Origin of the sequence: Salinarchaeum laminariae, from assembly GCF_023204835.1 — an archaeon.
Classification (GTDB): Archaea; Halobacteriota; Halobacteria; order Halobacteriales; family Salinarchaeaceae; genus Salinarchaeum; species Salinarchaeum laminariae.
This window is the reverse complement of the sequence record NZ_CP096270.1, coordinates 2702883-2726772: the sequence shown is the minus strand read 5'-3', so window position 1 is coordinate 2726772 and position 23890 is coordinate 2702883. Positions and strand designations below refer to the sequence as shown.

The window sequence follows — 23890 nt, the reverse complement described above, 5'->3', positions numbered from 1 at the left end:
TTGGCGCCAGCGTAGCTGGCTGACGATGGTATTGCCTCTTCTGAACATATTCTGCTGAAATCGAAAAATTGCTACAGGCGGCGTGCGACGCTTCACCCGACCGCTGTCCTGCGATCACCGCGGAAATTCGATTCGTCGGATTTCGCAATCGACCACTTCTCACCGACCAGGGTAGCCAGCCGAGCTCTCCACCGCCGAGTGCAACCCTTATTGTAGCGGGCGGGAACCGTTCGACCATGACGAGCGTCAAGGAGTTCCGCATCGAGGAGGACGCTACTGCGAAGGCACTCGGCCGGGGAGCCTTCTACTTCACCGACGACTACTCCGTGTTCGACTGGGGGAAGATGCCCGACCCGATTCCGGACAAGGGCGCATCGCTGTGCACGATGGGCGCCTTCAACTTCGAACTGCTGGAAGACGAGGGCGTCGGCACCCACTACCGCGGCGTCGTTCCGGAGAACAAGGCCGGTGAGGACACGGCTTCGAACGAACCCGCTCGGCTCTCCGAAATCGAGGGTGCTCCCCGCGAGATGGCGATCGCGCTCTCGCAGATCCCGGACCTCCCACGGGACGGCCGGATCTACGACTACGACGCCTACCACGACGCAGCCGCCGAGAACTACGTCGTCCCCCTCGAGATCGTCTTCCGGAACTCGGTGCCGATCGGGTCGAGCCTCCGCTCTCGCACCGATCCCGCCGACCACGGTCTCGAGAATCTCGCTGGAACGGGCTGGCCGGACGAACCGATCGACCTCGCGGAGCCGATCGTCGAGTTCTCGACGAAGTACGAGGAGTCAGATCGGTATCTCGATCGCGAGGAGGCTGATGAGATCTCGGGCTCCGCGTCCATCTCGGCACTCGAGACGCTCGCCCGCGACGTGAACCGGATCGTCACCGACCACGCCGCGGAGCAGGGATTCACCCACGAAGACGGGAAGATCGAGGTCGTCTACCACCAGGGCGATCTCCTCGTCGCCGACGTCGTCGGCACGTTCGACGAGAACCGATTCGCCTACGACGGCCAGCAGCTCTCGAAGGAGGTACTCCGCCAGTATCACAAGCGCACCCAGCCGGAGTGGGTCGCGGCGGTCGACGACGCGAAGACCCAGGCCAAGACGGAGGGCGTCGCCGACTGGAAGGGACTGTGCGAGGAACGACCCGCGCCACTCGATCCCGAGGTCCTCCAAACTGCCCGGAACATGTACGCAGCGGGGACGAACGCGTACGTCGGAGAGGATCGCTTCGACGCACCGTCGATCGACGACGCCATTGCTGCGATCCGGGAACTCTGACCCTCGATCTGCTGCTATTGGTAGCCTTTTAGATCACGTGAGGATAGCCTCGACACTCAGCAACTCGAAGTAGCTCGGGCCCGTAGCTTCTCTCGATGGGTGCCCTCAACGATCTGAGCCGATTCGTCGTCCTCCTCAGTTTCGCTGGCGTGAGCTATCTTCTGATCTCTCAGGGGCAGAACTTCGACGACCAGGTGATCGCGGTCGGGGCGCTCGCACTCGGAATGCTTGCCGTCGTCCTCATCGCCTATCGGTTTCGCGAAGATTACGAACGAGAGGGCGAGGAGGAGACGAACTGAACGGCACCGACGGGAAACGAATCTTATTCGAGGCTCGTCCTGCGGTCAGTAGCGATCGAGTCCCACCTGGTCGCGCTTGTGGCCGTCGGGATCGGCGACCCAGGGTGACGCAGCAGCACGGTCGGCCGCTGGATCGACTGCCGGTGGATCGCCAGGGTCGAACCCCGGACAGTCCGGGCCACACTCGCTGGCGGGGTCGACGAGTCGGTTCTTCCAGGCACACCAGGGGAGTTGCACGTCGTCGTGCTCGCTGCGCGGTTCGATTTCCCCGCAGTTAGGGAACGAGAACGTTCGCCAGCCCTTGCCGTAGGCTCGCTCTGCGATGCGGCGTCGAGCCCGTCGTTTGTCTGCGGGAGAGGCGATCGCGACGTCGGCTCTCCCCGGCTGGCGATCGAGAATCTCCACGCCGGAGTCTGCCACCGCCAGATGCTCGGCGTCTCGTATGACCGTCAGCTCGCCATCGTCGGGATCGAACCGCCAGATACCGACCTCGTCGGGGATCCGGTTCCGGTGGGCACCGGTCACGTAGCTCTCCGTAGCCAGGACGATCCGGTCTACGAGCCCGAGGCTCGCGTCCGTTCGGAGCTGGGTCTCCAGCGCGCCGGGCGTCCCGAGATCGGGTTTGTTCTCGATACCGACGATCTCGCCGAACCAGTCGGCGGGGTACCGCGCCGTCTGTCTGGCGTGGAGGTGGCCCGACCGTCGTTCGAGCTCCAGCACGCCGATCTCGGCGGCGTGTTCCGCGATCGACCGAGCCCGATCCGGGCGACAGTCCAGTGCGTCGGTCACTCGCCTGGCGCGACCCGGACCGAGATCTGCGTCGATGACGACCTGAGGAATCCGATCGGACGTAATTGTGGCCCGTTCGTCGAACGTGGGACCTGGTTCGACGAGCACTGTATCGAGGACGCGTCCGCCTGGACGGGCAACGCCGCCACCGAGCTGTCTCGCGACGATTGGGGTCGTCTCGCTCCCGTCGCTGGGGGTTGCGTCGGCCTCGCTACGGCCGTTGGGGGTAGCTTCGACCTCGCTGTGCCCCCTGGCCATCGGTTCGCCCGCCGCTTCGAGGACGGCACACAGCGACAGTTCGAACCCAAACTCGCGCACGGCCGCGGTTCGGGTTCGGTGGAAGATAAGCACGTTGTGTGCAGCGGTAGTACTCGTCGTTGTCGAGGAACACGACGGACTCACTGTCGAGGAACACGACGAACTCACATCGGCTCGCATCGGCGACCGCGCTATCCGCACGCAGGCCCGTGGCCAGAACAGCACCTTTATGAATCGGACGGATCGAAGATTGCACACGATTACTCGCTCATATGGCAGGTAGCAACCGACGTCCGGAGGTGAACATCGGGCTGGTCGGACACGTGGATCACGGGAAGACCACCCTGGTCCAGGCCCTCTCTGGAGAGTGGACCGACCAGCACTCCGAGGAGATGAAGCGAGGGATCTCGATCCGTCTCGGCTACGCCGATACGACGTTCCGTCAGTGCCCCGACTGCGAGGGCACGGCGTCGTACACGGTCGCCGAAGACTGTGGCGAACACGACGTCGAAACCGACGTACTTCGGACGGTTTCGTTCGTCGACGCGCCCGGCCACGAGACCCTGATGGCGACGATGCTCTCCGGTGCGGCGATCATGGACGGCGCTGTGCTGGTCGTCTCCGCAACGGAGGATGTCCCCCAGCCCCAGACCGAGGAGCACCTCATGGCGCTGGATATCATGGGGCTGGACAACCTCGTGATCGCCCAGAACAAGATCGACCTCGTCGACCGCGAGCAGGCGGTCGCAAATCACGAGGCGATCGAGGAGTTCGTCGCTGGCACCGTCGCGGAGGGCGCACCGATCGTCCCCGTCTCCGCCCAACAGGGCGTGAACATGGACCTCCTCATCGAGGCGATCGAGGAGGAGATCCCGACGCCTGAACGCGACTCCGACGCCAACCCGCGGATGCAGATCGCGCGGAGCTTCGACATCAACCGGCCGGGTACCACCTGGGAGGACCTCCTCGGTGGCGTTCTAGGCGGGAGTCTCGTCGAGGGGACGCTCACCGTCGACGACGAGATCGAAGTCCGCCCCGGCCGCGAGGTCGAGGAGGGTGGCGAGACGCGCTACGAGCCGATCACGACCACCGTGCGCTCGATCCAGGCCGGCGGCACCCCCGTCGACGAGGCGACGCCGGGCGGGCTGCTCGGCGTCGGCACCGGGCTCGATCCCAGCCTGACCAAGGGCGACGCGCTCGCGGGACAGGTCGCTGGCCACGAGGGCGAACTGCCCCCGACCTGGGAGCAGTTCACGATGTCCGTCGATCTGCTCGACCGCGTCGTCGGCGATATGGACGACGAGGAGGTCGACGAGATCACCACTGGCGAGCCGCTGATGATGACCGTCGGCACGGCGACGACCGTCGGTTCGGTGACCAGCGCCCGCGGCGACGAGGCTGAGGTCGCCCTGCAGCGCCCAGTGTGCGCCGAGCCGGGAGCGACGATCGCGATCAACCGTCGGGTCGGCTCCCGCTGGCGACTCATCGGGATCGGCACGCTCACGGACTAATCCCCGCATCCAGACCGACTGCATCGATTTCTGAGCATGACCAGGACCGTCGCGATCGACACGAACGCGCTCATGATGCCCGTCGAACTCGACGTACGGCTGTTCGAGGAACTCGACCGCGTCCTCGGTGGCGCGAGTGCTGACGGCGGGCAAGCCGGGTTCGAGCCACTCGTCCCGCAGGCCGTCCTCGAAGAACTTCGTCGCCTCTCCGAGGCAGGTAGCGGCGAAGAAGCCATCGCGGCGAGCGTCGGGCACGACCTCGCAACGGAGCGCTGTATGCCGGTCGACACCGAAGTGACCGGCGCCGACGACGCGATCGTGGAACTCGCTCGCGAGGGAACCGCCGACTTCGTCGTGACGAACGATCTACCGCTCCGCGACCGGGTCCTCGACGCGGGCGTTTCGGTACTTAGTTTACGGGGGACCGATAAATTGGCTATAACCGAACCGTAGCTGCCACTCATCTACCAATGTACAAACGGGTCAGAGTCACCGACACGGTCGAGGTACCGCCCGAGGAGCTCGCGAACGTCACGCCCGAGCTCGTCAAGCGACTGCTTCAGGACAAGCTCGAGGGACTCGTCGACGAGGATCTGGGCTCCGTCGTCTCCGTCACGGAAGTCCACGACGTCGGCGAGGGCCGCGTACTCCCGAACCGCCCCGGCGTCTACTACACCGCGGAGTTCGACGCTGTCACGTTCGATCCGCAGATGCAGGAGGTCGTCGACGGCAACGTCGTGGAGGTCGTCGAGTTCGGTGCCTTCGTCGGCATCGGCCCCGTCGACGGGCTGCTCCACGTCTCTCAAATCTCCGATGAGTACCTCGCCTTCGACGGCGAGAACCGACAGCTCGCCTCCAACGAGTCCAATCGCGTGCTCGCCGAGGGCGACGCCGTCCGCGCACGGATCGTCACGAAGTCCATCGACGAGCGGAATCCGCGTGACTCGAAGATCGGCTTGACCGCCAAGCAGCCCGGCCTCGGCAAGCACGGCTGGCTCGAGGCCGAGCGCCAGACCGACGACGCCGACGTCGCGGCGGGTGAGCAGTAATGGCCGACGATCGCCTCGTCTGCCGGGAGTGCCACAGCGTCGTGGACCCTGACGTGGACGCCTGCCCGACGTGTGGCTCCTCGTCGCTCACCGAGGACTGGGCCGGCTACGTGATCGTCGCCCATCCCGAGGAAAGCGAGATCGCAGAGGCGATGGGCGTCACCGAACCGGGCGCGTACGCCCTGAAGGTTCGATAACGCCCCATGGCGGGGGCCGACGACGGTACGGACGAGCCGGACGTCGTCCTCGAGCTACCCGAAGCCGCACGTGGCGAGTTCAAAGACCCGTTCGGACCCGTTTTTACCGACGTTTCTGCACTCCGCGCCGAGCACGACGGCCCGTTCGTTACCGTCGGCGACATCGTGACCTACCACTTCGAGGAGGCCGGCCACCAGCCCGCGCTCGCGCTCGTGGACGGCCGAACCAAGCGCGAAACCGCTCCTGACTCCGTCCGTGACCGCCTGGATGCCTTCCCGAACCAGGTCGCTGTTACGAATCCTCCGGGCGTCATCACAGCGGATCTCCTGACTACGATCGCGGCTGCGCTCGACCGCGACGGACCGACGACGCTCGTCGTCGATGGCGAAGAGGACCTCGCGACAGTCCCGGTCGTCCTCGCCGCGCCACTCGGTGCGACCGTCGTCTACGGCCAGCCCGACGAAGGAATGGTCGCGGTCGACGTCACCGAGGAGCATCGCGAGCGCTTCCGGGATCTCCTCTCCGTCTTCGATGGCGACCTCGACCGAGCGCTGTCGCTGTTGGAGGCCTAGCGGTCCAAAAAACGCGGGATTTCGATTACTCGACGACCGCCGTCGCTTCGACCTCGACGACCAGCGTCGGGTCGATCAACGCTTGCACCTCGATGAGCGTCGACGCCGGCTTCGCGTCGCCGAAGTGTTCGCCGTGGGCTCGGCCAACGTGCTCCCAGTCGTCGGCGTCGGTGACGAACAGCCGCGTGCGTACGACGTCCTCGGGCTCCCCGCCCGCCTCACGGATCGCGTCCTCCACGAGATCGAAGGCGTGGCTCGCCTGTTCGTACGGCTGACCCGGCGCGACCGGGTCACCGTGTTCGTCGGTCGCGGTCGTTCCTGCGACCTCGATTCGATCGCCGACCCGAACCGCTCGCGAGTACCCGACCTCGTCCTCCCACTCCGTGCCGCTTGACACCTCGGTTCGGTCCATGTGCGAGTCGGTGCGTAGCGGCGATACAAATGTGCTGGGTGAACGACCCTGTTAGTTCGGTACGTAGGCTGGTTCCGCGAACGTCCGCGTTGGGTGACGCTGGCCGGCGACCGTTGGCGGGTCCCATCTTCAGTGGAGAATCCACCACGGGAGCGGTCGTGCGGGGTCGGCGACGGACGCCCAGCCGACCCCCGCTGGTAAAAACGGCCCTTCGAAATCCTTTTACGCGTTTCGCGGCCAGATACACGTAACTGAGCCATGGACGTCGATATCATCGAAGAAGACGAGAATCCCATGTTGCATCGGACCGACGTGCGCTTTCGCGTTCGCCACGACGAGAACACGCCCGAGCGCCTCTCCGTGCGCGACAGCCTCGCTGCAATGTTGAACAAGGACGCCGAGGAGGTCGTCGTTCGCAAACTCGACACGAAGTTCGGCATGCGCGAGACGATCGGCACGGCGAAGGTCTACGAGGACGCCGACTACGCGACCGACATCGAGCAGGATCACATGCTCGACCGCAACAAGATCGGCGTCGAGGCCGACGCTGACGAGGAGGCCGAGGAAGCATGAGCCGACACGAGATTTACGCCGACGACGGCACGACCGAGAACGAACAGTGCCCGCGCTGTGAGGATACGTTCCTCGGCGACCACGAGGACCGCCTCCACTGCGGCAAGTGCGGCTACACCGAGTGGAAGTAGGGGATGCGCGTTCTCGGTATCGAAGGGACTGCGTGGGCAGCTAGCGCTGCCCTGTACGACACCGAGGACGACTCCTTTTCCCTGACCACCGACGCGTACGTTCCAGAGAGCGGCGGCATCGACCCGGGCGAGTCCGCCGATCACATGGCCGACGCGGTGCCAGCTGTCGTGGCGGAGATGCTCTCCGAGGCCCGCAACCGGGCAGCTCCTGCGTCAGATTCTGACACAGCGTCAGAGTCGGCTACTGAGGGAAGCGGATCGACTGCGGGTCACGCCGATGACGAGCCGCCCATCGACGCCGTCGCGTTCTCACAGGGGCCCGGTCTCGGCCCGTGTCTGCGAATCGCCGGCACAGCGGCCCGCGCGCTCGCGGACACGCTCGACGTCCCGCTGATCGGCGTCAACCACATGCTCGCCCACCTCGAGATCGGCCGCCATCGATCGGGATTCGACGCACCGGTCTGTCTGAACGCCAGCGGCGCGAACGCCCACGTTCTGGGCTATCACGCCGGCCGATCGACAGGAGCGAAATCGTCCTCCTCGGCCGGGGAGAGCGAGGCCGGCGGTGGTCGGTATCGGGTCCTGGGCGAGACGATGGACACCGGCGTCGGGAATTCGCTCGACAAGGTCGCCCGCCACGCTGGGCTCTCACATCCTGGCGGCCCCAAACTCGAGGAGCTCGCTGCCGACGGCGAACTGCTCGATTTCCCCTACGTCGTCAAAGGGATGGATTTCTCCTTCGCTGGAATCGTGACAGCTGCCCAGGACGCACTGGACGACGGCGCGCCGATCGAGGACGTCGCCTGCTCGCTCCAGGAAACCATCTTCGGGATGCTCACGGAGGTCTCAGAGCGAGCGCTCGCGCTGACGGGCAGCGAGGAACTCGTCCTCGGCGGTGGCGTGGGCAACAACGAGCGACTCCGCGAGATGCTCCAGGAGATGTGCAACGCTCGCGGGGCATCGTTCTACGCACCGGAACCGCGATTCCTGGGCGACAACGCCGCGATGATCGCGCTGACCGGTGCGAAACAGCTCGCGGCGGATGATACCACTCCGATCGAGGACTCAGCCGTGCGGCCGAACTATCGTCCCGACGACGTCCCCGTCACCTGGCGAACGGACCAGCCGTCGAGCGTGATTGATCCATCGGCCTCGGCCACTCGCCGGGGGGCCGAAGCGATCGTCGACGTTGGCGACGACCGCGTCACGAAGCGCAGGGTTCCCAAGGAGTACCGACATCCGGCGCTCGACGACCGGCTTCGCGAGGAACGCACGCGGGGCGAGGCCAGACTGACTGCCCGAGCGCGTCGGCTGGGCGTCCCGGCGCCGGTCGTGCTCGACGTCGATTCGCGGGACGCGACGATCGAACTCACCGCCGTCGGCGACCGTGATCTCCAGGCGTCACTCGACCCCGACCTCCTCGAGGCAGTCGGCGAGCATCTCGCACGCCTGCACGCCGATGGCGTCGTCCACGGCGACCTCACTACCCGGAACGTCCGCGTGATCGATGGCCTCGGCACCGATGGGGCTGGCTCGCCTGCGGACCGTCACGTCGCGCTGATCGATTTCGGTCTCGGCTACGACAGCGATCACGTCGAGGACCACGCGATGGATCTTCACGTGCTCGAGCAGTCCCTCGCTGGTACCGCCGAACAGCCGGAGGGACTCCAGGGGGCATTCGAGAGCGGGTACGCTTCGATCGGCGACGACGCAGTCCTCGACCGTCTACGGGATATCGAGGGGCGGGGTCGGTACCAGTAACGCGCTGCTCGGTACCTCACAGTTTTATGCCATGGGGCGCCGTACAAACAGCCATGGCCGACAAGCCGAACTCCGGCGAACTGTTCGGGATCCCGTACAACTTCGAGAAGCCGAGCATGCGGCGGCTGCTCTCCTCCTACTGGCAGCCCGGCGACGGGATGCTCGTCAAGAAACCGTTCGGCGTCGGATACACGCTGAATCTCGCGAACTGGCGCTCCTGGCTGGTCATCGGCGTCGCCGGTGCCTTGCTCTATCAGGAGCGCTCCGGGTCGAGCGACTCGAGCGCCGACGCCGAGGACGCTGAATCCGACGAGCCAGTCGAGGTTCTCGTCGACGACTGAATGCTGCGGTTCGTCACCGGAAACGAGGGCAAGGTCCGGGAGGCACGGGAGTACCTGCCGATGGACGTCGAGCAGGTCGACTACGACTACGTGGAGGTTCAGTCCGACGATCTCGCGGCGATCGCGGCGCGCGGTGCTCGTGAATCGTTCCACGAGCTCGGCGGCGATCAGCCGGTCGCCGTCGAGGACTCTGGCCTCTTCGTCGACGCACTCGCCGGCTTCCCCGGCCCCTACTCTGCGTACGTCGAGCACTCGCTCGGCATCGAGCGCCTCCATCGACTCGTGGAGCCAGAAGACGACCATCGCGCCGCATTCCGGAGCATCGTCGCCTACGCCACCGACGCCGATTCGGTGGACGAGGCGGCTCCGTCCGGCCGATCAGATACGGACACTTCGACAGACTGGCACGACGGCGTCACCGTCGAGGACGGCGTGGCGGTTGCGACCTTCGAGGGCGCCGTGCGGGGCGAGATCGTCCCGCCGCGTGGCGACGGCGGCTTCGGGTACGATCCCATTTTCGAACACGACGGACGAACGATGGCCGAGCGATCGACCGCGGAGAAGAATGCGATCTCCCACCGCGGACGAGCGTTGGCGAAGCTCGCGGACTGGCTCGCTGCACAGGCGTAATCGATCGCACTCTCAGCAGTTCGGGCCTCTCACTCGCGCGGATCGCGATCGGGACCATCATAGGCCACTTCGTCGAGCGACTCGTAGAGCGATTCCGCATCGAAGACTGCGAGGAAGGCTTCTGGCGTCCGGACGCTTACGGAGACGCGACCCTGTAGCTCTACGCCAGCAGCCGCGCTCGTGAGGTTGTCGTCGAAGCTTAGCAGATGTGCGGCGTCACCGTGAAGCGCGCTCGCCAGTCCCGGGTGATCGCCTGCCGGGTGGGCAACCGACCGCGAGTCGGCCTCGATTCGGTCTCGCCAGTCTTCGGCGAGGTCGTCGTCGGCCAACCTCGCGATCACAGCCTCGGCGTCGTCGAGCAGCGGATCGCTGGCGACCAGATCGATCCAGGAGTGTGACCGGATGACGTCGAGAGCATCCCGCGCAGCGCCTCCCACCAGGAGGTCGGCGGCGAGTACGTCGGCGTCCGCGGCCACGCACGCCGGATCAGGCGGTGTCGTCATCGTCACCTCGCAGCTGCCCGAGGGTCGATCGAACGCCGTCCGTCTCCACCTCGAACTCTGCTGCCCGTTCGAACAGCGTGGCCCAGCTCACGGCCGAGCCTCGTGCCGCTGGGAGAAAAGCAGTACGGCACGCGACAATCGTCGTCGACTTCTGACGGCGGCATCCTCGAAGTGATACGATCGATCACCGGCCTGGCGGTCCCCGCTCGCGTTCGGATCGGACCCCGGACCCGGGCGGCCACTCGCCGACGGTAGCGTCCCTGACGACCACGGCGAACAGTATTGATCCAAGGATGCCGACGAGCATCGTGACGCCATAGAGCACGCCCCCGAGTTCGTAGGTATCGGCCACCCACACGGTGCCGAGGATCGGTGGGGCGACAGCAGCAACGAACACGACGTCTCCGGGACCCCACGGCCCGATGTGGCTCTCCCCGACGTCGAACACGTAGACGAGCAGGGCTGCGAACGGCACGCCGAACGCGATCGCGATCCCGCCCGCAGTGAGCAGCGTCTCCTGGAGACCTGACGTTCCGATCCGATCGACTGCCAGCACCGCAATCATGCCGACGATCACGATAGTCGACACGAACTCGGCGAGCCTGTCGGTGTCCATGCAGAATACTCCGGTGGGCGCTTCAAGGGTGTGACGGTCTGGCAGATTGCCGGCTGGTGACGGTCGATCGAGCGGTAGTCACACTGGGCTGTCCAGCGTGGCCGCCGCCGGGCCTGGCGGTCACCCCTTAGGGCCGACCAGCGACGGCAAATCGTCGATCTCTTCGAGCACGGCGGCTGCGCCTGCTTCCTCGAACATCCTCCTGCCGCGATTGCCCGACAACCCTCCGGTGAGCACGCCGATTCCGTGATACGTTCTCGCCGGGTCCGCCGAGGCCGCGTTGGTCGCAGTTCGCACGTCGTCGAGGGTGTCGCCGACGAACGCGACGGTTTCCGCCTCGAATCGCTCGGCGAGCGTGAGCAGCGCGTCCGGATCGGGTTTTCCCGCATCCCAGTCGTCCATCGTGAACCGGTGGTCGTCTGGTACGTCGAGGCCTGCCCGCTGGAGTGCGATGTCGGCTTCCGCGGCCGGTCGCCCCGTCAGAACGCCGACGTCGACGGTCGATTCGAGCCACTCGATGGTCGCGTCGTCGATCAACACCGGCTCGTCGTGGATGTACCCCTCGCGTTCGAGATCCGGATCACCCCCTTCCAGTTCGCCGAACAGTTCGCTCCCGAGATACAGCTGCTGGAACACGGACCGGAGACGCTCCGGATCCCAGTCGTCCTCGATGGCGTCGGCAGCCGACGCGGCGAGCGACGATCGGAGCACTGTTCGGGCCCCCTCGAGTCCTCCACCGGCTGCCGCGATAGCGTCGGTGAACGACTCGACGTTCTCGAACGCTGATTCCTGCGTAGGAGCGTCCGAGGCGTTCGTCAGCGCGTACAGCGCGAGTGCGTCAGTGAGTTCCCAGTCGTTGTTGAACCCGCCAGCTTCTTTGAACGGCTGGACGACCGAGCGGTCGAAGGACGTGCCTGTGACGATCTCGACGGACTCGACGATCGCACGCCGGTAGGAGTCGGCCACGTCGACGAGCACGCCGTCGACGTCCAGCACGACAGCGTCGGCCTGCATACTCCCGACTGCAGGCCGGGCGCATTTGGGCGTACCTATTCGCTTCGCTCGATCAACGCGAGGCGTGCAAGCTCCACCCAGCTCTCCGACGACGGCCCGATCGTCTACTTCTCGATCCAGTAGATCGTCTCGCCACCACGGATCTGCGTCGGCGTCACGCTCACGGTCGGCGGATCTCCGCCGAGTGTGGTAAACGCGCCCGGAACGCCGATCTGCGAGACGAGATCGGCGAACGACTCGTGGAGTTCGGGCGGCAGTCGGAGGGCGTAAACGCCGTCGAGTGGCGTCGGCCGATCGACGATACTCTCCGGAAGGGAGCCCTCGGCTGCTGCCTCGCGCAGTGCGTGAAGGTCGGCCTGTTCGAAGGCGATGCCCGCCGGGACCGACCGCTCGACGACGTCGACGGCGGTGACAGCAACGTCCGTCGCCGCGATTGCCGCTGCGACGTCCGTCCGCTCGCCGATTCCAACTTCGAGGAGGTGGGTGGTCTCTGAACGGGGATCCACCGGAAGGCCGTCGAGGATCGCGTCGGCCAGCGCAGTCGTGCGATCAGCGTCTGACACGCCGGGACGTTTATGCCCGGGAAGGCATAACGACTCTCCATGCTCGTCGACATCGTGCCGGTCGGAGAGGTTCCGGCGCCAGTCAAGCGCCAGGCCTCCGATGCCCTCCAGTCGGTCTACGACTGCGACGTCTCCGTGCACGAGCCACGGGAGATCCCATCCGGCGCCTACGACGAAGGGCGCTCTCAGTACCGGGCCGAGGAGTTCATCGAACTCGCGAGCCGCGTCGGCCGTGGCGAGAAGAACATCGCGCTGACACCCGAGGACCTTTTCTACCGCCGCCGAAACTACGTCTTCGGACTCGCCTACCTCGACGGAAACGGCTCGGTCGTTTCGACGTACCGACTCCAGACCTCCTCCGACGGAGGGTTCTCCGAACGCGGCTCCGACGAAATCTTCGGCGACCGCGTTCGCAAGGAGATCGTCCACGAGATCGGTCACACGCTCGGGCTCGAACACTGCGACAACAAGCGCTGCGTGATGAACTTCTCGCCGACGGTTCGCGAAGTCGACGTCAAGGAACCCCACCTCTGTGGTTCCTGCTCTCGCCGGGTCAGGTAACATGGCAGAGCGCCACGGCTCCGGCGGTTCGAGCGATTCGATGGAGGGAGGCGATGGGTCCGTTGGCTCCGAATCGGAGCCACGAATCCTGGACGACGATACCGTATCCGAAGCCGATCGGGCATCCGCTTCCCGGTCGCTCGAGCTCCCCGTCAATTCGCTCGAGTACGTGATCGTGGTGGGCTATGACGCCTGGACCGAGCCGGTGCTCGTCCAACTCGCCGAACACGGCGTCTCCTTCACGGTGGTCACGACCGACGACGGAACTGCGGACCGTCTCGAGGAGCGCGGGCTCTCGGTCGTCCTCACGGACGACGTCGACGAAGCGTGTTTTCGTGCTGCGGAGCTCAATCGCGCCGACGCCGTCCTCGTCGCCACACTCGACGACCAGCTCAACGTCCTCGCCGTGCTGACGGTGATGAACGTGGACGAGTCCATGCGAGTCGTGACCTTCGCTGGCGAGGGACAGGACGTGCCGAAGCTTCGGGCCGCGGGTGCCGACAGCGTCGTAAGCATCGGTCAGGCCGTCGGGGAGCTGCTCGTCGAAGTCGCCCTCTCCGAGCGAGACGTTTCTGACGTCGTCGGAGAGCTGGTCGGTAGCGGGTCCTGAGTGTCCGCGTGCCGAGACCTTCTTAAGCTATCCAGCCACAGGTTCGGTCATGGTGGCATTCTGGACCGGCAAGCGATTTAGCGTCCTGCTCACCACGGTGGTGGGCGTTCTGTCGGTCCTCACCGGGATCGCCAACATCGCGATCGGTGACGTCGCGGTCGTAGGTCCGCTGCAGCCTTACGTACCGGCTGCGGTCCGGCTCGCTGCGGGATTCACCGGGGCGATTACGGGGTTCCTGATGTTGCTCGGCGCGGTCGGGCTCCGCCGGGGCTATCGTGCTGCCTGGGCGCTCACGATCGTCTTGCTTCCCATCACTGCTGCACAGGGGCTGGTCCAGTCGAACCCACTCTCCGTACCGCTGGTCCTCTTTTCGGTTCTCTCGATTCCGATGCTCGTCCTCAGCCGCCACCACTTCCGGAGCCGGGTCTCCCTCTCAACGGCTCAGATCGCAGCTGCAATCGCGCTCCTCAGCGTCCAGCTCTACGGCACGGTTGGGACCTACGCACTCCGGGACGAGTTCACGAACGTCTCGACCGTGCTCGATGCGTTCTATTATACGCTCGTGACTGCATCGACGGTTGGCTACGGTGACGTGACGCCGACCACGCAGGTCGCGCGACTGTTCGGAATGAGCGTCCTCCTCTTTGGAACGGCGACCTTTGCGATCGCACTCGGGACGTTGCTGGCCCCCGTCCTCGAGTCCCGCTTCGCCGCGGCACTCGGCCGGGTCCGCAACCGCGAGCTTGGTCTCCTCGAGGACCACGTGCTGGTGCTCGGCTACGGCGACCTGACCGAGCCCATCGTCGACGCGCTCACGGAACGAGACCAGCAGTTCGCGGTCATCACGGAGGACCAACACCACGTCACCGAACTCTCCGATCGCGGGATTCTCGCCATCCAGGCAAGCCCCAGCGACGAGGCGATCCTCGAACGGGTGCGTATCGCGGACGCGGCGGTCGCCATCGCCGCGACCGATACCGACTCGGCGGACGCCTTCTCCGTGCTCACCGCCAGACAGCTCGAACCTGACCTCCGGATCGTCGCTGCAGCGACGAACGCTGAGAACACGGCGAAACTCGCGCGCGCCGGCGCCGACGTCGTCGTCGACCCAGCGGCGATCGGCGGACAGCTGCTCGTCGGCGCGGTCGAGGGCGATCAGCCGCAGTAACTGTTCTCGCTTCACTCTCGATCTCGACCGTCACGAATGCGAGGTGCTCCGGTCTGGGACTGATGAAGCGGGGGCCGATGAACCGAGCGGCCGAGTGTGCTATTGCCGACTGATCGCATTTGTGCGCACCCGAGCTACCGGTAGCTCACTCCCCGTCGGCCAGGGTTCGCTCTTCGAGGCCCGTTTTGACGGCGTCGAGCGCCCGATAGGAACGGTGCTCCGCGAGCAGCGTTGCACCGAGAAATGCCGCAATGGCGACGCTGGCCCAGATCGTGCTGTCGGTCGGGTCCGCTCGGTCGAGGGTGCGGTGGGCCCAGAACAGGTCGGCCCAGACCGAATCGTGAAACGCGAGCGTCCCCGATGACTCCACGAGTTTGCTCGCGTCGGGGACCATCGCCCAGCCGCCCGCGACGATCGTCCAGGTGCGTGGATAGCGCACGTTCGGGATCAGTAACGTGACACCCAGGATCGCGATCGTCGCACCGACCGCGAAGTGCGTGATCGCTTGGGACATGCTCGCGCTTGGCACTGGGTACGCAAATCGTTACCGGGGAGCGTCCCCTGCAGCAGTAGGTGCGTCGTTTTTACTGAAGCAACTCGACGCCGCCCGATTCGTCGTCGCCGACGACAGCGGCGTCCGCCACGCTTCGGATCGTGGCCTGCGTCTGGGAGTCGATCGCCGCCGGGTCGAGGTGGAAGTGGGCGATCGCGCCGGCAGCCTCGACGTGCGTCCTGAGTTCGGAGAGGAATCGGACGAGCTCCTCCGTCTCGACGTACTGGAGCGTCGTCGTCAGCGAGCGAAAGCAGACGACGGCCTGTTCCTCGGCGTCGGTCCACTCCGAAAGCTGGCTGCTTATCGTGACGCCGAGCCCGGTGAGGTCGCCTGGGTCACCTACCTCGTGCGCCGTGAGCCAGCTCGCAGCAGACTCGCCGGCGGTCCCGGGCTCGGCGGTCTTCGTCGGTGACCCCGCGGCGACGGCGTCGGGTGCTCCCGACCCTGTTGCTCCGGAATCGGGCGCGCCGTCGCCCGGGACGTTCTCGGCGAAACTGGCACTGACGACGGCGAACTCAGATGGATGCTCGCCGACGTGATCGTCCCAGCGTCGGTGGGTCTTCCCGATCGTCTCGGTCACGCTGACGATCAGGAGTTTTTCGGCTTCGGGCTCGTTCGCGGTGAGAAGATCGATGCAGGCTGTCGTGTCGCGCTCGTCGAAGCGCGGCGTCTCGACGAGGAGTACGGCTGGCGGTTCGACGGCCTCGGAGAGGCCGCCCCTTTCGTGTGAGGTGGAGGGCTCCATAGCGGCTAGGAGTAACTTCGGTTTCGATGAAATAAAACCCGCCGCTCGATCGAACTGTTTGGCCGCGTCCGAGACCATCGGTATCCTGGCGGCGGTAGCCACTGCCGCACCATCGACACGGTTTTGCGGCGTCCCGGGAAACGTCGGAGCAAGAATGCTCGACAGGACGACCCTCCGGGAGGAGCCCGAACGGGTCCGTGAGGCGCTCGACGCCCGCGGGAGCGATCTCGATCTCGACGCGATCCTCGCGGTCGACGAGGAGTGGCGCGAGCTGAAAGCCCGCGGCGACGAGCTTCGCCACGAACGCAACGAGGTGAGCCGATCGATCGGCGAACTCAAACGCGAGGGCGAGGAGGAAGAAGCCCAGGAAGCCATCGAACGCTCCAGCGAGCTGAAGGCCGAACTCGAGGAAGTCGAAGCCCGCGCAGACGAGCTTGAGGCCGAACTCGAAGAGCGTCTCCTCGAGATCCCCCAGCTCCCCCACGAGTCCGTCCCCGAGGGCGAGGCGGAAGCCGACAACGTGGAGATCCGCCGCGAGGGGTTCGATGACTTGCGAAACGATCTCCCGGGAGAGATCGTTCCGCACTACGAACTCGGCGAGGAGCTCGACGTCATCGACGAGGGCCGCGGCGCCAAGACCACCGGCGCCGGCTTCTACTTCCTCAAGGGAGACGGCGCACGACTCGAACACGCTCTCATTCAGTTCATGCTCGACGTGCATCGGGAGCAGGAGTACGTCGACGTGTTCCCGCCGATCCCGGTCAAGAGCTCGTCGATGGAGGGGACCGGCCAGCTGCCCAAATTCGCCGACGACGCCTACCGCCTTGGCGGCGCGGAGACCGTCGAATACGAGGACGACGACCTCTGGCTCTGCCCGACGGCAGAGGTACCGGTCACCAACATGTACGCCGACGATATCCTCCTCAGCGACGACCTCCCGCTCAAACACCAGGCGTACACGCCGAACTTCCGCAGAGAGGCCGGCGAGCACGGCACGGAGACCCGGGGCATCGTCCGCGTCCATCAGTTCAACAAGGTCGAACTCGTCAACTTCGTCGAGCCAGAGGAGAGCTACGACCGCCTCGAGACACTCCTCGACGAGGCAGCGTCCGTTCTCGACCGTCTCGGACTCCCCTACCGCGTTCTCGACCTCTGTACCGCCGACCTGACGTTCGCCTCCGCGAAGACCTACGACCTTGAGGTCTGGGCGCCCGGCGACGACATGCCCGACGGTCCCGAGGAGGGCGGTCGCTGGCTCGAGGTCTCCAGTGCCTCGAACTTCGAAGCGTTCCAGGCTCGCCGCGCCGGCCTCCGCTACCGACCCGAGCGCCACGAATCCGCCGAGTACTGCCACACGCTCAACGCATCCGGTACGGCCGTCGGTCGCGTGATGGTTGCCCTCCTCGAGTACTATCAGAACGAGGACGGCACGGTCACCGTGCCCGAGCCCCTCCGACCGTACATGAACGGTCAGGAGCTCATCGAGGGGCACGAACCCGTCGGCGAGGCGGCCGTCGGTGCCGGCGAGAAGGAGTAGATCGCACTCGGCCGGCGCTGCTTGCAGCTCAGATCGAGTACGTCCGCAACGACGCGAGCTGGCCGTCTTCGATCTCGAACGCGTCGGCGAACCGGAACCAGACGTCGCCGTTCGAGCGGCGGAGCGTTCCCTCCACGACGACGCGATCGGGCGTTGCAGTCACGTGTTCGATTTCGTGCGTCGTGTCCCGATCGGGCCGATCGTGTTGCATGAAGGAGACGAACGCCTCGCGACTCTCGAACGTGCGGTCGGATCGCTCCTGCGTGAACCCTGCCGTCAGCAGTTCGCGCAGCCGATCGTACTCGTCCTCGTCGATCGCTTCGTAGTACGTCCGAGCGAGCGTAGCGGGATCCATGTTCCTTCGTGTCGGTCCTTCCTGCTGTTAACGGTCGCGGTCCTGACATCGCGGTCCTGGACTGGTGGTCCTGACACCGCGTTTCGGATACCGAACCCCAGTCGTCGAACGTCTGTACTCGAACCGAACCAATCACGCCCCAGCAATCGACTCTTGCGTTCACCTCCAGCCAGCTCCCGACGCGCTGGCCTCACTCCGCGTCGGCGAGTCGTTCGTCTCGGTCCGCCTCCTTCAGCGACGGCAGCTCGCCGACGTCCTCGATCGCAGCGATTGCGTCCTGTTCGTACTCGTCGGCCACGTCGCTGTCGCCGTCGCCGTACTCCTTGGCTGCAGTCGCGAACCACTCCGTCGCCTGGCGGAGCCGTCGGGCCTTCTCCGCGGCCGTCGCCGCCGCGGCTTCGATCCCCTCCGATTCGGCGAACCGTCGCGCCGACGCGAACCCGTCGGCTGCGTCGTCGAGATAGTATCGTGCCTCCTGGAACGTCTCGCGCGCCAGCCCCCAGTGTTTCTCGTCGTAGGCGTTCCGGGCGGCGTCGAGCTCTGAACGGCCGTACTGGAACTGCTCGTGCGCCTTGCTGTAACGGTCCATCGCGGATCGATCGTCCTGAATCGCCTCGATCGCTGCGGTGACCTCCTCCAGGTCGGGCTGGTCGTCGGGCGTGTCCGCCACCCACGCGTACTGGATCGTCCGGTGGAGGTCGACGACGAAGATTGAGCGCTGGGCCACGTCCGGATGTCCCTCGATCTCGTCGGCGAGGACACCGTAGGCCTCGGCGGTCTCGCCGAGTCGATCCGATAGGAGGGGGAAGCCCAGCCCGTTCTCTTCGGCGAACGCGCGGTGGCTATAGGCGCTGTCGACGGAGATTCCGAGCAGCTCGACGTCGGCTTCGAGTCCGAATAGCTCGACGTCCCGCAACGAGCACATTTCGGTCGTGCAAGCCGGGCTGAAATCCATCGGATAGAACACGAGGACGTGGACCCGATCGAGGTCCTCGGACATTCCGAACTCGTCGATTGCTCCGCCGTGTGCGCCTGGGTGAGAGAACGTCGGTGCGGGCGCGCCCGGTTCGAGCATGACGCGTTCATTGATGGTCGAATCGGAAAGTGATTGCGGCAGCCGAACCGTCGAACTGTGAATCGGTCTGGAGCTTCCATTCTATCGTCCCCATCTCCCTATCTCCCCCAATCTCCACTACCGCCCCGACGCCAGCCTCCCGGCGACCGATGCTCTGATAGGGGGCCTGCTCGTCCGTCGAGACGAGAAATGCAGACGCACGTCGTTCCGGTCGGCTTCGACTACGACCGGCTGATCGCGCCGCTCGTCCGCGACCAGCTCGACGTGGACCGAGCGATCCTGCTGGAGGGCGCGGTGGGAAGCGAGGCGAACGTCGAGTACTCCCAGCGGCTCTCGACGAAACTCGAACAGGACTTCCGGAATCTGCTTGGTGCGACCACCGAACGGGTGGTCCTCGCGGACGTGTACGATTACGATGCGGCGTTCGAGCAGGCCTACGAGCTGATCAACGACGAGCTCGATCGCGGCAACGAGGTCTGGGTCAACGTCTCCGCGATGCCCCGCCCGGTCTCCTTCGCCTTCGCGACCGCCGCCCACTCGATCATGGTCGAGCGGGAGGCCGACCGCGAGAAGATTCACACCTACTACACGGCGCCCGAGAAGTACCTCGAGACCGAGCTGGCCGAGGAGCTCCGCGAGCAGCGAACCCTGCTGGAGGACCTGCGAGAGTCCATCGACGACGCGGCCGAATCCGACGCTGCCGACGCTTCGGTCGCGGAAGAACGGATCACCGAGCATCTCGAATCCACCACCGATCTCCTCGCGGAGTTCGACGAGCGTGGGACGACCATCGGCGCCAAGGAAATCGACGGCAGCCACATCGTCGAGCTGCCGGTCGCCTCCTTCTCCAACGTCAAACCCTTCGAGGAGGTCATCCTCTACAAGCTCGGCGAGGCCGGCGAGTTCGACTCGGTCTCGGAGCTCGCGAAAGCGCTCGCCGACGAGCTCGACGAGGAGTACACCGACAGCTTCCGCTCGAAGGTCATCTACAACGTCGATCGTCTCGGCCCCGGCGGCAAGGGGTACATCGAGCAGGAACACCACGGGAAATCCCACCGGACGCGGCTCTCCCGGATCGGCGAGCTGTGGGTCCGCGCACACTCCGACTCGCCGCCGGCCGAGGTCGAAAAGGAGTAACCGGACTCGAGCCGGTTCGTCGCTCTCTTTCTCTTTCTTTCTCTCTCTTTCGCTCTATCTCTATTTCTCTCTGGAAGTGAGACGCAGGCGGGGCCGGAACGGTCAGGCGCTGCTGGGATCGACGGCCGTTCGATCCGCACGCCAGGCGATGACGCGTTCGCGAAGCACCAGCAGGCTCGGGAGGACGGTGAGACACGCCAGGAAGGCGAAGAAGATGCTCAGTCCTGTCACGATCCCGAACCGCTGGAGCGGCGGTGAGAGCGCGAGCGCGAGGACGCCGAACCCGCTCGCCGTGGTCGCGGCGCTGCCCAGCAGTGCGCCACCGGTGCCAGTGACCGTCGCCGTCAGCGCCGCCCGCGCATCGTCGAGGCGCTGGCGTTCGTCGACGAACCGCTCCGTGAAGTGGATGCTGTAGTCGACGCCGAGTCCGATCGCGAGACTCGTCACGACCGCAGTCTCGCTGTTGAACGGCAATCCGAGGGCAGCCATCGTGCCGAGCAGCCACGCGAGTGCGATCACGACCGGCGCGAGAATCACGACGGCCAGATCCGGCGCGCCGTAGCGGTACCACTGCAGCCCGAGCAGGAACACGCCGATCACGAGGATCGTGATCGCGAGCGCCTGAATCAGCGTCTCCAGCAGCGCGTCCTGCAACACCGCGGTGATGACGGGGCCGCCGGTTGCGACTGCCGTCACTGGCGCGTTTGACTCGATCTCGCCGGAGAACGTCTCGAGATCGCTCGCCACCGTCTGTGCGGACACGTCAGAGCGGATACCGACCGTCAGCCTGGCGGATCCGTAGGCTCCGTCGTCGGTCTGGTAGAGTACTGCCGCCGCCCGCTCCGGTGCCACGTCGAAGAGCACGTCGTAGACTGCCGCGACCTCGCTGTTCGGCAGTCCGTCGCCGTCGGTATCGCGATCCGCGATCGCGGCGGCGAGCGTCTCGTTTTCCGCAGCGACGGACCGGAGCACCGTCACGGGCGTCTCCGCTGCGACCGTCCCGTCAGCGCGGTCGACGATCGCGTCTGAGCCGTCGGCGTCCTGCGTGGCTGCGTCGATGGCAGTGAGTGTCGCGGGATCGGTTACGCCCTCGCGTATCAGCACCTGTGATTCCGTTCCTTCGCCACGCTGGCGGAAGTTCTCCCCGAGATACGCAACGTTCTCCCGGATGTCGTAGTCGCCGGGAGCGAGTGGTTCCGGGAGCGATTTCGACCACTCTGGAGCGTCCTCCGGCAGGAAGTCGGTGCGGTCGAACTCGGTGTCGATTTCCGTCGCCCCGTATGCGCCAGCGCTCGCCAGCAGTACTGCAACGATCACGACGGCGATCGGCGCGCGTCTCGCGAGCGTGCCGGCAGCCGAGAGCGCTCCGTTGATCGGGCCGGCGTTCACGCCAACGGCCGGATTGTGCCGCTCGTACCCGCGTCGATCGAGGAACTGCTCGACCTCCAGTTTGACTGCCGGGACGAGCGCGGTGAACACGACGAAGGTCGCCACGATGCCTGCTGCGCTCAGGATCGCGAACTCCTGGATCGCGACGAGTGGACTCACGTAGTTCGAGAAGAACCCGATGCCGGTCGAGAACGTCGCCGCGGCCAGTGCGACGGCCACGCCGGCGAGGCCGATCCGCATCGCTGTATCGGGATCTCGTCTGCCGCTATCTGCGTCGTCGTCCGCGTCGAGATCGCCTTCGCGGGCCTCTCGGTATCTCATCACGACGTGGAGTGAGTAGTCGATGCTGAGCCCGATGAGGAGGAAGGGGACGGCGATCAGCAGCTGACTCGAGGGGATCTCGAGCCAGCCCTGTACGCCGGTGAGCCACACCATCACGAGCGCGATCCCGAAGATGCCGAAGAGGACGTCGAGCACGTCGCGGTAGGCGACGCCGAGCACGCCGAGAACGAGGATCAGTGCGACCGGCGTGATGATGAGAAAGCTGTCACCGACGGCGCGGCTGGAGGCGTCGTCGGTGATCCCCTGTCCGAAGACGAACGCGTCGTCGAAGCGCGTCTGGACGTACTCGTCGATCGTCACCTGGGCCTCGTAGGCAGCGGTCGGTTCGGCGTCGGAACCGGTCTCGTCGGCCTGGAAGACGAACGTGATCCGGCTCTCGGCCTCAGAGGTTCCTGGTTCGTAGCTCGCGGGCAGGAACTGGTAGGGATCGGGGCCCACCTCGCGATCGGGGTCGAGGACGCGCTGGAGCAGCTCCTGCACCTCGGCATCGGAGCGAGATTCCAGCGTAGCAATCTGCTCGCTCAGGCTCACTCCAGTCCCGTCGCCATTTCCACGCGCGTCAGGATTGTCCTCGTAGTACGCCGCCGTCCCCACGACGTTTTCGAGACCGGTAATGGCGTTACCGTCTCTGAGTGTGCTCGCGACGCTCTCGTCGGATCGGAGCTCCTGCTGGAGGCGGAGCCCCTCAAGTAGCGACGCTCTGGTCAGCACGGTCCCGTCCCGATCACGGACGACGACCTGGGCGACGACGGTGTCGTCAGTGGGATACGTCGCCTCGATCTCGTCGAGTGCGGCGCGCTCGGGCGAGTCCGTCTGGAACTCACCGATGCCGCCCTCCTCTGATTCACCGACGACCGCTCCGGCGCCGACGATCGCGGTCAGGAGCAACAGGACGGCAATGGCGACCCTGCTGTGATCGACGAGTGCGTCGGCGTACCGATCGGCGAGGTCGCGGCCCACGGATCAGTGACCTCCTGACTGGTACGCTGGTGCCTCTACCTGAACGTTCGCTACCTGCGACGTGATCACAATCATACGGCTACGTTGTGGGTACAGCGCAGTATAGCTTCTGACGCAGATTGCCCGATGCACTGACGTCACCAACCGAGCAGTCTGCACGGAGTGCTCGACGCAGTACCCAGCAGGAAAGATTGATGCAGTAACAGGTAGAAGCAAAAATATGACTGATCGCGAGCAGTACGCCACGACCGCTGCGGTGTGGGTCGGCTCGCTCGTCCTCGTCGGAGTCCCGACGATGGCCGTCGTCGGCAGGTCGGCCAACGCTGTTCTCTCGCGAGCGTCGGTCCCTCGGCCACCGGTACTGCTGCTCGCAGTGGGCGTCTTGTCGATCGCCGTCGGACTGACCGTCGCGACGGAACTCACGCGCGTTCGGCTCCACGGATTCGCATCGCTGCATCGTGGCTCGATCGCACGCACGATCGGCCGCCACACCGTCCTGCTCGTTCCTGCCGTCGCATTTCTCTGGTACGCAGGCGTCACTGTCTTCAGTGAGATCGCCGCCGAGGTCGGCGGGAGTGCCAGCCCCGCGGGAGCCGTCGGGTTCGGTGGAGTTGCGCTCACGTTCGTCTACGTAGCGTATCGGTGTGTTCGTGCGTTCGTCGACGGTCGTCGCGAGGGACGTACGACAGGCCGAACAGCGGGAGACGCCGAGTAGCTGCGGTCGAGGACGTTCCTCAGTGACAGCGTACAGCTCAAAGTGACTGATGTGACGGGAACGCAGCGCGCCAACGACGAAAGAGGTAAGTGCCGGACGCGGGCAGTCGTAACTGATGCAATTCGGGTGTGCGGTACCGGCGGTCGTAGTAGGGGCCTTCTAGCCCCACACTCACCATCTCCAGTTCTCGCATCGACCGCCACAGCCCGCGACCCGCGGACGGAGCCGTCG

At 65.7% G+C, this 23890-nt stretch carries 29 protein-coding genes; 18 read left to right on the top strand and 11 right to left on the bottom strand.

Annotation, left to right across the window (positions count from 1 at the left end; translation table 11 throughout):
• The first annotated feature begins 236 nt into the window (after positions 1 to 236).
• Positions 237 to 1292 (top strand): phosphoribosylaminoimidazolesuccinocarboxamide synthase, encoded by a 1056-nt coding sequence (locus tag MXF70_RS13025; protein ID WP_248516082.1) that lies wholly within the window; start codon positions 237 to 239, stop codon positions 1290 to 1292.
• 95 nt (positions 1293 to 1387) lie between these two features.
• Positions 1388 to 1591: a hypothetical protein gene (locus tag MXF70_RS13020; protein ID WP_248516081.1), complete on the top strand. Its 204-nt coding sequence runs from the start codon at positions 1388 to 1390 to the stop codon at positions 1589 to 1591.
• 45 nt (positions 1592 to 1636) lie between these two features.
• On the opposite strand, the gene MXF70_RS13015 is transcribed toward MXF70_RS13020, so the two are convergent.
• Positions 1637 to 2698: a DUF5787 family protein gene (locus tag MXF70_RS13015; RefSeq protein WP_248516079.1), complete on the bottom strand. Its 1062-nt coding sequence runs from the start codon at positions 2696 to 2698 to the stop codon at positions 1637 to 1639.
• 212 nt (positions 2699 to 2910) lie between these two features.
• Here MXF70_RS13015 and MXF70_RS13010 point away from each other — a divergent pair, with 212 nt between their 5' ends.
• The 5 genes from MXF70_RS13010 to MXF70_RS12990 are packed head-to-tail and all read left to right on the top strand — an operon-like array spanning position 2911 to position 5968.
• Entirely contained in the window at positions 2911 to 4149 is a 1239-nt protein-coding gene (locus MXF70_RS13010; protein WP_248516077.1) for a translation initiation factor IF-2 subunit gamma, read from the top strand.
• 36 nt (positions 4150 to 4185) lie between these two features.
• Positions 4186 to 4602 carry a type II toxin-antitoxin system VapC family toxin gene (locus tag MXF70_RS13005; protein ID WP_248516076.1) on the top strand — a complete coding sequence of 139 codons (417 nt, stop codon included), beginning with the start codon at positions 4186 to 4188 and terminating at the stop codon, positions 4600 to 4602.
• Positions 4603 to 4619: 17 nt separating this feature from the next.
• Positions 4620 to 5198: a DNA-directed RNA polymerase gene (locus tag MXF70_RS13000; RefSeq protein ID WP_248516074.1), complete on the top strand. Its 579-nt coding sequence runs from the start codon at positions 4620 to 4622 to the stop codon at positions 5196 to 5198.
• Positions 5198 to 5395 (top strand): transcription elongation factor subunit Spt4, encoded by a 198-nt coding sequence (gene spt4 / locus MXF70_RS12995; protein WP_248516073.1) that lies wholly within the window; start codon positions 5198 to 5200, stop codon positions 5393 to 5395. The genes MXF70_RS13000 and spt4 overlap by 1 nt, the downstream gene beginning before the upstream one ends.
• Positions 5396 to 5401: 6 nt before the next feature.
• The gene (locus MXF70_RS12990) at positions 5402 to 5968 is read left to right on the top strand and encodes a GTP-dependent dephospho-CoA kinase family protein (RefSeq protein ID WP_248516071.1); all 567 of its coding nucleotides are present in this window, start codon (positions 5402 to 5404) and stop codon (positions 5966 to 5968) included.
• Between the two features lie 25 nt (positions 5969 to 5993).
• On the opposite strand, the gene MXF70_RS12985 is transcribed toward MXF70_RS12990, so the two are convergent.
• On the bottom strand, positions 5994 to 6380 hold the full coding sequence (locus MXF70_RS12985) for a RidA family protein (protein ID WP_248516070.1): 387 nt from the start codon (positions 6378 to 6380) through the stop codon (positions 5994 to 5996).
• Positions 6381 to 6638: 258 nt separating this feature from the next.
• Between MXF70_RS12985 and MXF70_RS12980 the strand changes: the two genes are divergently transcribed.
• From MXF70_RS12980 to MXF70_RS12960, 5 genes are read left to right on the top strand one after another with little or no spacing between them, the layout of a single operon-like run.
• Positions 6639 to 6953, top strand: coding sequence for a 30S ribosomal protein S24e (locus MXF70_RS12980; protein WP_248516068.1), 315 nt, complete (start codon positions 6639 to 6641; stop codon positions 6951 to 6953).
• Entirely contained in the window at positions 6950 to 7084 is a 135-nt protein-coding gene (locus MXF70_RS12975; RefSeq protein WP_248516067.1) for a 30S ribosomal protein S27ae, read from the top strand. The genes MXF70_RS12980 and MXF70_RS12975 overlap by 4 nt, the downstream gene beginning before the upstream one ends.
• Positions 7085 to 7087: 3 nt before the next feature.
• Positions 7088 to 8845, top strand: a complete 1758-nt coding sequence (locus MXF70_RS12970; RefSeq protein ID WP_248516065.1) for a bifunctional N(6)-L-threonylcarbamoyladenine synthase/serine/threonine protein kinase — start codon at positions 7088 to 7090, stop codon at positions 8843 to 8845.
• A gap of 53 nt (positions 8846 to 8898) precedes the next feature.
• Positions 8899 to 9186: a DUF5808 domain-containing protein gene (locus tag MXF70_RS12965; RefSeq protein ID WP_248516063.1), complete on the top strand. Its 288-nt coding sequence runs from the start codon at positions 8899 to 8901 to the stop codon at positions 9184 to 9186.
• Positions 9187 to 9816 carry a non-canonical purine NTP pyrophosphatase gene (locus tag MXF70_RS12960; protein ID WP_248516062.1) on the top strand — a complete coding sequence of 210 codons (630 nt, stop codon included), beginning with the start codon at positions 9187 to 9189 and terminating at the stop codon, positions 9814 to 9816.
• Positions 9817 to 9845: 29 nt separating this feature from the next.
• Here MXF70_RS12960 and MXF70_RS12955 read toward each other — a convergent pair whose 3' ends face one another.
• From MXF70_RS12955 to MXF70_RS12940, 4 genes are all read right to left on the bottom strand, one after another.
• Positions 9846 to 10319 carry a DUF7384 family protein gene (locus tag MXF70_RS12955; protein WP_248516061.1) on the bottom strand — a complete coding sequence of 158 codons (474 nt, stop codon included), beginning with the start codon at positions 10317 to 10319 and terminating at the stop codon, positions 9846 to 9848.
• A 184-nt stretch (positions 10320 to 10503) separates the two neighbouring features.
• Entirely contained in the window at positions 10504 to 10935 is a 432-nt protein-coding gene (locus MXF70_RS12950) for a hypothetical protein (protein WP_248516060.1), read from the bottom strand.
• Positions 10936 to 11055: 120 nt separating this feature from the next.
• Positions 11056 to 11949: a TIGR01548 family HAD-type hydrolase gene (locus MXF70_RS12945; protein WP_248516059.1), complete on the bottom strand. Its 894-nt coding sequence runs from the start codon at positions 11947 to 11949 to the stop codon at positions 11056 to 11058.
• Positions 11950 to 12053: 104 nt separating this feature from the next.
• Positions 12054 to 12512: a UPF0146 family protein gene (locus tag MXF70_RS12940; protein WP_248516058.1), complete on the bottom strand. Its 459-nt coding sequence runs from the start codon at positions 12510 to 12512 to the stop codon at positions 12054 to 12056.
• 39 nt (positions 12513 to 12551) lie between these two features.
• On the opposite strand from MXF70_RS12940, the gene MXF70_RS12935 reads away from it, so the two are divergent.
• The 3 genes from MXF70_RS12935 to MXF70_RS12925 are packed head-to-tail and all read left to right on the top strand — an operon-like array spanning position 12552 to position 14851.
• Positions 12552 to 13073, top strand: a complete 522-nt coding sequence (locus MXF70_RS12935) for an archaemetzincin family Zn-dependent metalloprotease (protein WP_248516057.1) — start codon at positions 12552 to 12554, stop codon at positions 13071 to 13073.
• Position 13074: 1 nt separating this feature from the next.
• Entirely contained in the window at positions 13075 to 13683 is a 609-nt protein-coding gene (locus MXF70_RS12930; protein ID WP_248516055.1) for an NAD-binding protein, read from the top strand.
• A gap of 49 nt (positions 13684 to 13732) precedes the next feature.
• The gene (locus tag MXF70_RS12925; RefSeq protein WP_248516054.1) at positions 13733 to 14851 is read left to right on the top strand and encodes an NAD-binding protein; all 1119 of its coding nucleotides are present in this window, start codon (positions 13733 to 13735) and stop codon (positions 14849 to 14851) included.
• A 145-nt stretch (positions 14852 to 14996) separates the two neighbouring features.
• Here MXF70_RS12925 and MXF70_RS12920 read toward each other — a convergent pair whose 3' ends face one another.
• On the bottom strand, positions 14997 to 15365 hold the full coding sequence (locus MXF70_RS12920; protein ID WP_248516053.1) for a hypothetical protein: 369 nt from the start codon (positions 15363 to 15365) through the stop codon (positions 14997 to 14999).
• Positions 15366 to 15435: 70 nt separating this feature from the next.
• Positions 15436 to 16149, bottom strand: a complete 714-nt coding sequence (locus MXF70_RS12915; protein ID WP_248516051.1) for a DUF7504 family protein — start codon at positions 16147 to 16149, stop codon at positions 15436 to 15438.
• Between the two features lie 154 nt (positions 16150 to 16303).
• Here MXF70_RS12915 and serS point away from each other — a divergent pair, with 154 nt between their 5' ends.
• Positions 16304 to 17686 carry a serine--tRNA ligase gene (gene serS, locus MXF70_RS12910; RefSeq protein ID WP_248516050.1) on the top strand — a complete coding sequence of 461 codons (1383 nt, stop codon included), beginning with the start codon at positions 16304 to 16306 and terminating at the stop codon, positions 17684 to 17686.
• Between the two features lie 28 nt (positions 17687 to 17714).
• Here serS and MXF70_RS12905 read toward each other — a convergent pair whose 3' ends face one another.
• On the bottom strand, positions 17715 to 18041 hold the full coding sequence (locus MXF70_RS12905; protein ID WP_248516049.1) for a nuclear transport factor 2 family protein: 327 nt from the start codon (positions 18039 to 18041) through the stop codon (positions 17715 to 17717).
• A 190-nt stretch (positions 18042 to 18231) separates the two neighbouring features.
• A complete protein-coding gene (locus MXF70_RS12900) occupies positions 18232 to 19116 on the bottom strand; it encodes a redoxin domain-containing protein (RefSeq protein WP_248516047.1) in 885 nt (294 codons plus the stop codon).
• A 189-nt stretch (positions 19117 to 19305) separates the two neighbouring features.
• Here MXF70_RS12900 and MXF70_RS12895 point away from each other — a divergent pair, with 189 nt between their 5' ends.
• A complete protein-coding gene (locus tag MXF70_RS12895) occupies positions 19306 to 20253 on the top strand; it encodes an HFX_2341 family transcriptional regulator (RefSeq protein ID WP_248516046.1) in 948 nt (315 codons plus the stop codon).
• Positions 20254 to 20355: 102 nt separating this feature from the next.
• Here the strand turns inward: MXF70_RS12895 and MXF70_RS12890 are convergent, their stop codons facing one another.
• Positions 20356 to 22944 carry an efflux RND transporter permease subunit gene (locus MXF70_RS12890; protein WP_248516045.1) on the bottom strand — a complete coding sequence of 863 codons (2589 nt, stop codon included), beginning with the start codon at positions 22942 to 22944 and terminating at the stop codon, positions 20356 to 20358.
• A gap of 220 nt (positions 22945 to 23164) precedes the next feature.
• On the opposite strand from MXF70_RS12890, the gene MXF70_RS12885 reads away from it, so the two are divergent.
• Positions 23165 to 23659, top strand: a complete 495-nt coding sequence (locus tag MXF70_RS12885; protein ID WP_248516044.1) for a hypothetical protein — start codon at positions 23165 to 23167, stop codon at positions 23657 to 23659.
• The last annotated feature ends 231 nt before the right edge of the window (positions 23660 to 23890 follow it).